We start from the raw sequence: 12335 nt of genomic DNA on the forward strand, positions 1-12335 counted from the left end.
AAGTCCCACGCGCAGAGCGCTCGAGGTGTCACGATCCGTGCATGGAGACGCGCCGCCCCGGCTACCAGGGCGACCCCTCTCCGTGGGACGAGCACGACGACCACGACGACGCCTCCCCCCTGCCCCGGGTGCGGGTGGCCTCCCACCGCGCCCACACCTCGGTCTCGCTGCCCGCGGTGGCCCCGGCCGCCGGCCGCACCCCGCCCACGCCCACCCCGGTGGGGGCGGCCACGCGTCCGGGTGCGCGGCCGGGGGCCGGGCGCCCCGTCATCGACCTGCGCGAGGGCGGCGGCGGCGCGCCGGCCGCCTCGGACCACCTGGACCAGTGGCTCGGGCGCGCCCCGGCGCAGCAGCCGCAGCACCCGCAGCACGCGGGTGAGCGCGCGGCCCAGCCGGTGCACCTGCCGGCCACGGCCCCGGCGCTGCACCACCCCTCCGCGGCCGAGCAGGAGCACTGGTACGGCACCCCGCCGTCGCACCAGAGCGCCCACCAGCCGCCCCAGCAGCACGTCCCGCAGCACGTCCCGCAGCACCAGCAGCCCGTGCAGCACGCCGTCCCGAGCGTCGACGCCGCCCGCTACGACCACGCCGTGGAGCTGCTGGGCCTGGCCCAGCGCCACGCCGAGGAGGTGCGCGCCACCGCCGAGCGCGAGGCCCGCGCCCTGGTGGAGGAGGCCGCTGAGCGCGCCGCCTCCGAGCGCGCGGAGTCCGCCCGCCACGCCGCCCTGGTCATCGGCACCGCCGAGGAGCGCGCCGAGAGCATGCTCGCGCGCGCCGCCCAGGAGGTCGAGCTCCTGGAGACCCGCACCGAGCAGGGGCGCCAGGTGCTCGCGGCGATGGGCGAGGAGTACACGACGCTGCGCGAGCAGCTGAGCCTGCTGCGCACGGACCTCACCGCCCTGCGCACCCGCCGCGGGGAGTACGCCGACCAGACCGCCGCGCTGGAGGACCGCGTCAGCGTCCTGCGGTCGGTGGCCGACACCATCGTCGACGAGGCCGCCGCCCGCGCCGCGGAGGTGACCCGCGAGGCCGCGGTGACCGTCGAGCGCGCCGTCGCCGCCCGCGCCAGCGCGCAGGCCGACGCCAGCGAGCTGCGCCTGAAGACCGAGGCCGACCTCGAGCAGGCCCGCGCGGCCGCCGAGCGCGTCGTCGCCGCCGCCCGCGAGGAGGCCGCCCGCCTGGTCCGGGAGGCCGAGAGCCGCCTCGCCGCGGCCCGCGCGGACGCCCAGGCCCGCCTGGAGGCGGCCGAGGCCGAGGGCGCCGTGGCGCGCGCCGAGGCCGAGCAGGCCCGCGCCGCGGCCCGCGCCGACGCAGACCGCACCCGCTCGGAGGCCAGCCGGCAGGCGGCCGCCGCCGTCGCCTACGCCGAGCAGCTGCGGGCCGAGGTCGACGACGACGCCGAGCGCGTGCGCGCCGAGGCCGCCGCGGTGGCCGAGCAGCTGCTCACCCAGGCCCGGGCTGACGCCCACCAGGTGCTCACCGACGCCGAGCAGGACCGCGAGCAGGCCGCCCGCGACGCCGCCGAGGCGGCCGAGGCCGCCGTGCTGGCCGCCCGGGACGACGCCGAGGCCGTGCGCGCCGCCGCCGTGGAGGACGCCGAGCGCACCGCCGAGCAGGCCCAGGAGGCCGCACGCGCGCTGGTGGCGCAGGCCGAGGGGCTGCACGCGCAGGCCGCCGAGCGCGCCCAGCAGGCCGAGGCGCTGCACGCCCGCGCCAGCGGGGCCGAGCAGGCCGCCCGCGAGGAGGCCGCCGAGCTGGTGGCCGCCGAGCTGCGCGCCGCCCGCGGCGACATCGACGCCGAGCGCGCCGCCGTCTTCGCCGCCCTGGAACTGGAGCGCGAGGCAGCCCTCGACGACGTCGACGGCCTGCGCGAGGCCGCCCGCGCCGAGGGCGCCCGCCTGCTGGAGCAGGCCCGCACCGAGGCCGCCGAGGCGCTGGCGGTGGCCCGCGCGGAGGCCGAGCAGGCCACCGCCCAGGCCGACGGCGTCCTGGCCGGGGCGAGCGCCCAGGCCGCCGCCCTGCTCGCGCAGACCCGCGCCGAGGCCGACGCCGTGCGCGAGCAGGCCCTGGCCGACCGCGAGCAGGCCCTGGCCGGCGCCCGCACCGGCGCGGCGGCGGTGCTGGCCACCGCGCGCGCCGAGGCCGAGGCCGTCCGTGAGGAGGTGCTGTCCGCGCTCGACGCCGAGCGGACCGCCGCGCGCGCCGTCGTCGAGGAGCTCACGGCGCAGGCGGACGCGCTGCGCGCGCAGGTGGCTGCGGTCCGCGGTCGGGCCGAGGCCGACGCCGAGGAGCTGCGCGCCGCGGCCCGCGCCGAGGCCGACGCACTGCTGTCGGGCTCGCGCGAGGCTGCGGCCACCGCGCAGGCCGAGGCGTCCGAGCTGGTCGCCTCGGCGGAGGCGGAGGCGGCGGAGCTGCGCGCGCAGGTCGCCGCGCTGCGCGAGCAGGCCACCGCCGCCGCGGCCGCGGTCCGCGCCAGCGCCGAGTCCGACGCCGCGGCGCTGCTGGCCGGCGCCCGCGCCGACGCGCAGTCCCGCGCCGCCGCCCTGGCCGCGACCGCTCAGGCGGAGGCCGACGGCGTGCTGCAGGCGGCGCGCACCGAGGCGGCCGCCGTCCGCGCCGAGGCCGCCCAGCTGCGCACCGTGGCCCGCGCCGCCGCCGACACCGTCGCCGACCGCGCCGCCCGCGAGGCCGGCACCGTCCTGGAGGTGGCGCGCACCGCCGCGGCGACCGCCCGCCGCGACGCCGAGCAGGTCCTCGCCGGTGCCCGGGAGCACGCCGAGGCCGCGCGCCGGCGCGTGCAGGAGCTGGAGGCGGCGGCGCGCGCCGAGGCCACCGAGCTGGCCGAGGCGGCCCGCGGCTCCGCGGCCGCCCTGCACGCCGAGGCCGAGGCCGTGCTCGCCGGCGCCCGCCGCCACGCCCAGGCCACCCGCGAGCAGGCCGTCCAGGGCGTGCAGGCCGCTGCCCGCGAGGCCGAGGAGCTGGCCGAGGTGGCCCGCGCGTCCGCGGCCGCGCTGCACGTGGAGGTCGAGGCCGAGCGCTCCCGCTCCCGCGAGCACGCCCTGGCCGCCCGCGCCGAGGCCGACCGCCTCGTGGCCGCCGCCCGCGCGCAGGCCGGCGAGGTGCTCGCCGAGGCCGGCCGCGAGGTCGACAGGCTCTGGCAGACCGCCGCCGAGGAGGCCGACGCCCTGCACGCCGACGCCGTCGACCTCGCCGACGACGTGCTGGGGCGCGCCCGGGCCAGCGCCGAGGAGCTGTGCTCGCAGGCCGAGGAGGCCGTGGCGGCCGCGCAGGCCGCGGTGGAGCAGCTGCTCGCCGACGCCGCCGCCGAGGCCGACCAGGTAGTCACGGCAGCCCGCGCCGAGGCCGAGGACGTGCTCGCCGAGGCGGAGGCCTCCCGCGAGGAGGCCGCCGAGGAGCTGCAGGAGCTGCTGGGCTCCGCCCGCGCGCAGGCGGTGCGCATCACCACCGCCGCCGCGGCCGACGCCGACGACGTGCGGGCCGCGGCGCAGGTGGACGCCGAGGAGCTCATGGCCCTGGCGCGCCAGCGCGGGGTGTCCCTGCTCAACGACGCCGAGAGCGCCCGCACCGCCCTGGAGGCCGAGGCCGACGACCTGGTGGCCGCCGCCCGCGCCGAGGCCGAGGAGATGCTCTCCAGCGTCCAGCGCGCCGCCGACGACATCACCGCCCGCGCCCAGGCCCGCCACCGCGCCGCCGAGGCCGAGGCCGACCGGCTCCTCGTGGCCGCCCAGGAGCGCGCCGCCCGGGAGCGCTCTGCCGCGGAGGCCGCCGCCACCGCCGCCCGCGCCGAGGCGAGCGCCCAGGCGCAGCGGGTGGTGGCCGAGGCCACCGGGGTGCGCGAGCGCGCCGCCGCCGAGCTGGCCCGCGCCACCGCCGAGGCCGAGGCGCTGCTGGAGCGCGCCGGCGCCGACGCGCTGGTGGCGCGCGAGCAGGCCGCCTCGGCCGCCGCCGCGCTGCGCGACGAGGCGGTGCTGCTGCGCGCGCAGGCCGGCGACGAGCTCGAGCGCGCCCGCGCCGAGGCCGCCGCCCTGGTCTCCGGCGCGCAGCGCGAGGCCGGTGAGGAGACCACCCGGGCCCGCCGCGAGGCCGACCAGGCCCGCCAGCAGGCCGCTGCCGAGGCCCGCCGGGCCACCGCCGACGCCTACGCCGAGGCCAAGCGGGCCCTGACCGCTGCCACCGCGCACGCCGACGCGCTGCGCGAGGGCGCCGCGGAGGAGGCCGAGGCGGCGCGGGCGGAGGCCCAGCGCCTGCGCGCCGCCGCCGAGGCCGAGGCCGCCCGCGCCACCGCCGAGGCCGCCGCCCGCGTGCAGGAGGGCCAGGACGAGGCCGAGCGCCTGCGCGCCCGGGCCGCCGAGACCGCCCAGGCCGCCTCCCGCCAGGCCCACGCCGAGGCCGCGGCCCTGGTCCGCGAGGCCCGCGAGCGCGCCCAGCAGCTGGCCGCGGCCGCCGCCGAGCGCCTCGAGCGCGAGCGGGCCGCCGCCGTGGCCGCCGCGGAGCAGCTGCGCGGCGCCGCGCAGGAGGAGTCCGAGGCGCTGCGCGCGGCCCTGCAGCACGAGGCGGCGGTGCTGCGCGAGACCACCGCCCGCGAGGCCGAGCAGCTGCTCGCCTCCGCGCGCCGCGAGGTGGCGGCGGCCCGCGCCTCCGCGCGGGAGGCCCTGGAGGTCGCCCAGGCCGAGGCCGCGCGCCTGGAGCAGGCCGCCACCGCGGAGGCGGCGGCCACCACGGCCCGCGCCGAGCGCGCGGCGGCCCAGGCCGAGGCGGGCGCCCGTGCCCTGGTCGACGGGGTGGCCGAGGAGGTCGCCCGCGCCCGCGGCGAGGCCGCCGAGCAGCGCCGGGCGGCCGCCGCCGAGGCTGAGGAGCTGCTCGCCGAGGCGCGCACCGCCGCCCACCAGCTGCTCGAGGACGCGGCCGCCGAGGCCGAGCGGCTGCGCGAGGAGGCCGAGGGGGTGCTGGAGCAGGCGCAGGCCGACGTCGAGGCGCTGCGCGCCCGCCACGCCCGGATCCTGTCGGACCTGTCCGAGCTGTCGGCGGCCTCCACGTCGCTGGGCTCGCCGTCCTCGGGTGCGGCGGCCACGGGGCCGGCGGCGAAGGGCTCGGCGGCCAAGGGCTCCTCCCGGGCAGCCGGGGCGCGGGGCGCGGCCCAGGCCCCGCCCCGCCCGCGCAGCGGCTCGCGCGGCTGACCCCCGACCGTGGTCGTGGGCGGCCGGGCACCCGGGCGCGTCGGGGTGCAACACCGGGGGGCCCGGGGGCGTCCTGGGGACGTGGTCGTCACAGCGCTGGGCGCTTCCCGGGTGGTGCTCGTCGTCGTCCTGCTCGCGGCGGTCTCGGTGACGGCCGCGTGCGGCGCGGCCGACCCCGTCGGCGCTGACCCGCCGGCTGCCACCAGCAGCCCGTGCGGGTCCAGCGGCGCCGCCGACGACCTCACCCGCTCCCTGCTGGACCTGCCCGAGGCCGAGGCGACGGCGCGGGCGGAGGCCGAGGGCCTCCCCGTGCGCGTGGTCGGGCGCGGCGCCGACTGCTTCGCGGTGACCATGGACTTCCGCCCGGAGCGGGTGAACCTCGACCTCGACGAGGCCGGTGTCGTGCGGGCGGCCGGACGGGGCTGAGCCCGGCCGGTCCGGTCGCGCCGCGCCGGGCGGGCTCGGCGAGGATGCCCCCCGTGCTGCCCCACCACGACGCCGACCGGGTGCGCTCGGCGGTCTCCCTGCCCGAGGCGACGGCGCTGCTGCGGCAGGCGCTGCTCGACGGCCTGGACCCGGCCGCCGGGCCGGCGCGCACGGGCTTCGCGGCCGCCGGCGGTCAGGTGCTCACCATGCCGGCGGCCTCCGGCCGGCGCGCCGGCGTGAAGCTCGTGGGCGTCGCCCCCGGCAACCCGGCGCTCGGCCTGCCGACCGTGACCGGTCTCTACGTCCTCTTCGACGCCACCACGCTGCTGCCGCTGGCCACCCTGGACGCCCCGGCCCTCACGGCGCTGCGCACCCCGGCGACGTCGCTGGTGGCGGTCGCGCACGTGCTGGCTCGCGGCAGCGGGCCGGTGCGCGCCGCGGTGGTGGGCGGCGGGGTGCAGGCCGTGGAGCACGCCCGCGCGCTGGTCGAGGTGCTCGGTGCCGGCGGGCAGCGGCCGGTGGCGCACGTGGACCTGCTGGTGCGCTCCCCGGAGCGGGCCGCGGGCGCGGCCGCGGCGCTGGCCGCCCTCGGCGCCGGCGGTGGCACCAGCGCGGCGGTGCTGGGCCTGGCGTCGCCGGAGGCGCAGCGGGCGCTGGGGGCGGCCGACGTCGTCGTCTGCGCCACGTCGGCGGGGGAGCCGCTGTTCGGGTCGGCGGTGCTGCGCGAGGACGTCGTCGCCGTGGCCGTCGGCTCCCACGAGCCGGACCGGCGCGAGCTCGACGCGGCGCTGCTGGCGCGGGCCGCCGTGGTCGTGGAGGAGCCGGCGACGGCGCTGCGCGAGGCCGGCGACGTGGTCCTGGCCGTGGCGCAGGGCGCCCTGGAGGTCGAGCGCCTCGTGCCGCTGGCCGACCTCGTCACCGGCCGGGCGCCCCTGCCGCAGGGGGCGGTGGTGTTCAAGGGCACGGGGATGGCGTGGCAGGACCTCGTCGTCGCCGACGCGGTGCACGCCCGGCTCAGCTCCTGACCTGCGCGCGCAGCGCCTCCACGACGGCGGCCAGCGCCGGCTGGCCGGTGGCGGCGGCGCGCTGCGCGGCGAACACCGTCCGGCGCGGTGCTCCGGGCAGGTCCACCAGGCGGGCGGCGCTCTCGCGCCCGGCGTGCACGAGGTCGGGCAGCAGCGCCACGGCGCAGCCGGTCTCCACCAGCCGCAGGTGGGTCTGCAGGTCGGCGCTGGTGAACCTCACGTCGGGCTCGAAGCCGCTGGTGCGGCAGGTCTGCTCGGCGAAGTGCCGGCTCGCGGTGCCCTCCGGCTCGGCCACCCAGGGCAGCGCCGCGGCGCTGCCCGCGAGGTCGGCCAGGTCGTGCACGCCCGGCGCCAGGTGCTCCGGCGGCAGGGCCAGGCGCAGCGCGTCGCGCACCAGCTCGGTGCGCACCAGCCCGGGCAGGTGCGGGGCGGAGTGCGCGGGGTACTCCTCGGCCACGACGACGTCGTAGTCGCGCGAGAGGTCCCGCAGCGCCAGCTCCTCCAGCGCCGCGCCCGGCTCGGCCTGGACCACCTCCACGCGCAGCCCGGGGTGCTGGGCCGCCAGCTGCCGCAGCGCGCCCGGCACCAGGGCGAGCGCCGCTGACTGGAACACCGCCAGCCGCACCCGCCCGGTCAGCGGCGCCGCCGGGTCGCCGGCACGGTCGCGGGTGGTGGTGGCCACCCGGGCGCGGGCGCGCTCGAGGACGTCGAGCACCTCCCCGGCGGCGGCCACCAGCTCCTCGGCCTCGGCCGTCAGCACCACGCGGCGCCCGGAGCGGCGCAGCAGCGGCGCCCCGGCCTCCCTGGCCAGCAGGCCCAGCTGCTGGGAGACGTGGGAGGGGGAGTAGCTGAGCGCCTGAGCGGCGGCGGCCAGGGTGCCGCGGGTGGCGACCTCGCGCAGGAGCAGCAGCCGCCGCACGTCGAGCACGGGCGCTCCTCCTCGTCCTGGGCGGTCGTGGCCGGGCCTCGACCCGTCACCGGAGGTGAACGGTACTGCGTCTCAACGCTCACCGGTGATGACCTGTCGCACGGCGCCCGGGCGGCGCAGACTCCTGCCATGACCGCTGCCGAGCTGAGCACCCTCGACACCGCCGCCGCTGCCGAGGTGGGCGTCGACGCCGTCGCCGCGCTCGTGGGCCGCTGGCTGGAGGAGTCCGCGGCCCACCCCGTGACCGGCGCCGAGGCGCGCGCCGCCGCGCAGCTGGCGGGGTTGCTGCGCGACCCCGACGGGCTGGCCTTCGCGACCGGCTTCGTCGACGGCGTGGTCCGCCCGGAGGACCCCGCCGCCGGCGCCGCCGTGCTGCGCCGCCTGGCCCAGCGGCCGCCGGCCTTCCTGTCCCCGCCGCTGCGCGCGGCCGTCACGGCCGGGGGCGCGCTCGGCCCGGTGGCGCCCGGCGTCGTCGTCCCCGCCGCCAAGCGCGCCCTGCGGGCGATGGTGGGCCACCTCGTGGTGGACGCCACCGACGCCCGGCTCGGCAGGAGCCTCGCCCGGATCCGGCGCGCCGGTGACGACGCCGCGCCCGTGCGGCTCAACCTCAACCTCCTCGGCGAGGCCGTGCTCGGCGCGCGCGAGGCCGACCGCCGCCTGGCGGGGCTGCGCGCCCTGGTCGAGCGCCCCGACGTCGACTACGTCTCGGTGAAGACCTCCGCCGTGGTCGCGCCGCACGCCCCCTGGGGCTTCGCCGAGGACGTCGAGCACGTCGTGGAGCGGCTCGCGCCGCTGTACGAGACCGCGGCGACCACCCCGGGGCGTCCGACGTTCCTCAACCTCGACATGGAGGAGTACAAGGACCTCGACCTCACCCTCGCGGTCTTCACGCGCCTGCTGGAGCGTCCGGCGCTGCGGGGGTACGAGGCGGGCATCGTGCTGCAGGCCTACCTGCCCGACGCCCTGGCCGCGATGCAGCGGCTGCAGGACTGGGCCGCCCGCCGCGTCGCCGCCGGCGGCGCCCCGATCAAGGTGCGCCTGGTCAAGGGCGCCAACCTCTCCATGGAGCGCGTGGACGCCGACGTCCACGGCTGGCCGCTGGCCACCTGGGGCACCAAGGCCGCCTCCGACGCCCACTACAAGCGGGTGCTCGACTGGGCCCTCACCCCCGAGCGGACTGCCAACGTCAGGCTGGGCGTGGCCGGGCACAACCTCTTCGACATCGCCCACGCGTGGCTGCTGGCCGGCGCCCGCGGCGCCCGCGAGGGGATGGAGGTGGAGATGCTGCTCGGCATGGCCGCCGGGCAGGCCGCCGCCGTGCGCCGCGAGACCGGCTCGCTGCTGCTCTACACGCCCGTGGTGCACCCGCGCGAGTTCGACGTGGCCATCGCCTACCTCGTGCGCCGCCTGGAGGAGGTGGCCAGCCCGGACAACTTCATGTCGGCCATCACCGAGATCACGCCGGACTCCCCGCTGTTCGCCCGCGAGCTCGCGCGCCACGAGGAGTCGCTGCAGCTGCTCGCGGTCTGGCGCGACCAGGCGCTCGCCGACCACGGCGACGCCGACGCGCCCCCGCCCGCGCACCGCCGCTACGAGCGGCCCTCGGACCGCTACCTCGCGCTGCCCCACGAGCCCGGAGCCGACGGGAAGGGCTTCGTCGGCACCCCCGACTCCGACCCGGCCGTCGAGGGCCACCGCACCTGGGTGCGCGCTGCGCTCTCCCGCGCCGCCACCTCCCGCCTGGGCACCACGGGCCGGCACAGCGCCGCCCAGACCCTCGTCGACGACGCCGAGCTCCTCGACGACCTCCTCAGCGCCACCGCCGCCGCCGCCGAGGCCTGGGGACGGCGGCCCGCCGCCGAGCGCGCCGCCGCGCTGCACGCCGCGGGCCGGGCCCTGGAGGCGCGCCGCGCCGAGCTGGTGGAGGTCATGGCCTCCGAGGCGGGCAAGACCGCCGACCAGGCCGACCCGGAGGTCTCCGAGGCCGTCGACTTCGCCCACTACTACGCCGAGCAGGCCCTGGAGCTGGCCGCGCTCGAGGCCCGCGACGGCGTCCGGGCCGTGCCCGCGCGCCTGACGCTGGTCACCCCGCCGTGGAACTTCCCCGTGGTGATCCCCGCCGGCGGCGTCCTCGCGGCGCTCGCGGCCGGCTCCGCCGTCGTCCTCAAGCCCGCCGAGCCCGCCCAGCGCTGCGGCGCGGTGCTCGCCGAGGCGGTCGCGCAGGCCCTCGCCGAGGCTGGCGCCGCCGACGCGCTGCGCGTGGTGACCGTCGACGAGGGCGGCCTGGGCCGCCACCTCATCAGCTCCCCGCGGGTCGACCGCGTCGTCCTCACCGGCGCCTACGCCACCGCCGAGCTGTTCCGCACCTTCCGCACCGACCTGCCGCTGCTCGCGGAGACGTCCGGCAAGAACGCGATGATCATCACCCCGTCGGCCGACCTCGACCTGGCCGCGAAGGACGTCGTCGCCTCGGCGTTCGGGCACGCGGGGCAGAAGTGCTCCGCCTCCTCCCTCGTGGTGCTCGTCGGGTCGGTGGCCACCTCCCGCCGCTTCCACGACCAGCTGCTCGACGCCGCCGCCTCCCTCGTGGTCGGCGCCTCCTGGGACCCGCGCACCCAGGTCGGTCCCGTCATCGAGCGGCCCGAGCCCGGCTCCGCGCTGCACTGGGGCCTGACCGAGCTGGAGCCCGGGCAGCACTGGGCGCTGCAGCCGCGGTCGCTGCCCGTGCCCGCCACCGGCCCCGAGGCGGCGCTGGAGGGCCGGCTGTGGACGCCGGGCATCCGCGCCGGCGTGGCCCGCGGCTCGCGCTACCACCGCACCGAGGTGTTCGGGCCCGTGCTCGGCGTCATGACCGCGCGGACCCTGGACGAGGCGATCGACGTCGTCAACGAGGTCGACTACGGCCTGACCTCCGGCATCCACTCCCTCGACGCGGGCGAGCTGCGCCGGTGGGCCTCGCGGATCCAGGCCGGCAACCTCTACGTCAACCGCGGGACCACCGGCGCGATCGTCCAGCGCCAGCCGTTCGGCGGGTGGAAGCGCTCGGCGGTCGGCGCGGGCACCAAGGCCGGTGGGCCCAGCTACCTGCTGGGCCTGACGGGGTGGGAGCGCACCGACGGCCTCGACGGCGCGGCGTTCCTGGAGCGCGCCGCGGCGTCCGACGCCGCCGCGTGGGAGTCGCTGCTCGGCTCGCCGCAGGACCCGAGCGGGCTGGTCAGCGAGCGCAACTGGCTGCGGCACGTGCCGACCCCGGTCACCGTGCGCGCCGTGGGCGGCGCCGACCCCGTCGACGTCGAGCGGGTGCTCGCCGCGGCCCGCCGGACCGGTGCGCGCGTGGAGGTGTCGCTGGCCTCGCCGCTGCCCTGCGCCCCCGGCGCGGTGGTCGAGGACGACGACGCCTGGCTCGCCCGCGCGGCCGCCGCGCCCGCCGCGGCGCTGACGCGGGTGCGGCTCATCGGCCCGGCGGGAGAGCCCACCGGCGCCGCGGCGGCGGCGAGGGCGCTGGCGGAGGCCACCGGCGGGCGGCCCGACCTCGCGGTGTGGCACGGCCGGGTCACCGCCTCCGGGCGGCTGGAGCTGCTGCCGTTCCTCCACGAGCAGGCCGTCAGCGCCACCGCGCACCGCTTCGGCACGCCCTCGACCCTGGTGGACGACCTGCTCACCCCTTGACCCCCGCTCGCCCGGCACGGGGCCACGTCGGGCGAGGTCCGGATCGCGGTGGTGCGGCGGCCTCGGAGGATCGGCCCCTTGAGCGTCACCAGGTGGTCACTCTCAAGGGGCCGGTCCTCCGAGGGGCCGTCACAGCGGTGGTCGCCGCCCGGGCACGACCCCGCGGTGGCACGATCCGCGCGTGGAAGACCTGCGCGTGGGCTTCGCCGGGCTGGGGATCATGGGCGCGCCGATGGCCGGCCACCTCCTGCGCGCCGGCGTGCCCCTGACGGTCTGGAACCGCTCGGAGGCGCCCGCGCTGGCGCTGGAGGCCGCGGGTGCGCGCCGCGCCCGCGACGTCGCCGACCTCTTCGCGAGCAGCGACGTGGTCATCCTCGTGCTGGCCGGCGCCGACGCCGTCGACGCCGTGCTCGGCGCCCTGGGGGAGCGGCGCGGCGAGCTGCTGGCCGGCCGGACGGTGGTCAACACCGGCACGCTCGCGCCCGAGCGCTCCCGGCGGCTGGCGGAGCAGCTCGCCGCGGCGGGCGCCGTCCTCGTCGAGGCTCCCGTGTCCGGCTCCCGGCGCCCCGCCGAGGAGGCCTCGCTGGTGGGCATGACCGCCGGCCCGCGCGAGGCCGTCGAGCGGGTCACCCCGCTGCTGCGCTGCTTCTGCGCCTCCACCACCCACTGCGGCGAGGTGCCTGCGGCGCTGACCCTCAAGCTGGCCGTCAACACCTTCCTCGTCGCGCTCGTGACGGGGCTCGCCGAGTCCTTCCACTTCGCTGCGGCGCACGGCCTGGACCCCTCGCTGCTGCAGCGGGTGCTCGACGCCGGGCAGATGTCCTCGCCGATCTCCCGGGTGAAGAGCGCCAAGCTCGTCGCGCAGGACTGGGCGCCGCAGGCCTCGCTCGCCGACGTCCTCATGAACGCGTCCCTCATCACCGACGCGGCGCGCGCCGCGGGCGTCGCCAGCCCGCTGCTGGACGTCTGCCGCGACCTGTGCGCCGAGGGCGTGGCGCGCGGCGACGGCGCGCTCGACGTGGCCGCCGTGGTGCGGGCCATCGCCGACCGCAGCCGCCCCTGACGTGCCGGGCCGGCGGCCCGCGCCTA

General features: G+C 80.0%; 6 protein-coding genes. 5 read left to right on the forward strand and 1 reads right to left on the reverse strand.

Translation table 11 applies throughout. The features are described 5' to 3' along the window. The first annotated feature begins 41 nt into the window (after positions 1–41). The 3 genes from ACUN9U_RS09175 to ACUN9U_RS09185 all read left to right on the forward strand — a co-directional run bounded on the left by ACUN9U_RS09175 (position 42) and on the right by ACUN9U_RS09185 (position 6649). Positions 42–5198, forward strand: coding sequence for a hypothetical protein (locus ACUN9U_RS09175; RefSeq protein ID WP_445484646.1), 5157 nt, complete (start codon positions 42–44; stop codon positions 5196–5198). Positions 5199–5279: 81 nt separating this feature from the next. Beyond that, the gene (locus tag ACUN9U_RS09180; protein ID WP_445484647.1) at positions 5280–5624 is read left to right on the forward strand and encodes a hypothetical protein; all 345 of its coding nucleotides are present in this window, start codon (positions 5280–5282) and stop codon (positions 5622–5624) included. 44 nt (positions 5625–5668) lie between these two features. After that, entirely contained in the window at positions 5669–6649 is a 981-nt protein-coding gene (locus tag ACUN9U_RS09185) for an ornithine cyclodeaminase family protein (protein WP_445484648.1), read from the forward strand. On the opposite strand, the gene ACUN9U_RS09190 is transcribed toward ACUN9U_RS09185, so the two are convergent. Continuing rightward, complete coding sequence (locus ACUN9U_RS09190; protein ID WP_445484649.1) at positions 6639–7577, reverse strand: LysR family transcriptional regulator; 939 nt, start codon at positions 7575–7577, stop codon at positions 6639–6641. The genes ACUN9U_RS09185 and ACUN9U_RS09190 overlap by 11 nt on opposite strands. A gap of 129 nt (positions 7578–7706) precedes the next feature. On the opposite strand from ACUN9U_RS09190, the gene ACUN9U_RS09195 reads away from it, so the two are divergent. Both ACUN9U_RS09195 and ACUN9U_RS09200 read left to right on the forward strand, forming a co-directional pair. Then, on the forward strand, positions 7707–11246 hold the full coding sequence (locus tag ACUN9U_RS09195; protein ID WP_445484650.1) for a proline dehydrogenase family protein: 3540 nt from the start codon (positions 7707–7709) through the stop codon (positions 11244–11246). Between the two features lie 181 nt (positions 11247–11427). Beyond that, positions 11428–12309 (forward strand): NAD(P)-dependent oxidoreductase, encoded by an 882-nt coding sequence (locus ACUN9U_RS09200; protein WP_445484651.1) that lies wholly within the window; start codon positions 11428–11430, stop codon positions 12307–12309. Positions 12310–12335: the final 26 nt, after the last annotated feature.

The organism is Quadrisphaera sp. KR29, from assembly GCF_052644995.1.

What these genes read in the sequence shown, in the direction of transcription:
- ACUN9U_RS09175 (WP_445484646.1), top strand. Translation starts at nt 42, where the DNA reads ATGGAGACGCGCCGCCCCGGCTACCAGGGCGACCCCTCTCCGTGGGAC.
- ACUN9U_RS09185 (WP_445484648.1), top strand. Translation starts at nt 5,669, where the DNA reads ATGCCCCCCGTGCTGCCCCACCACGACGCCGACCGGGTGCGCTCGGCG.
- ACUN9U_RS09195 (WP_445484650.1), top strand. Translation starts at nt 7,707, where the DNA reads ATGACCGCTGCCGAGCTGAGCACCCTCGACACCGCCGCCGCTGCCGAG.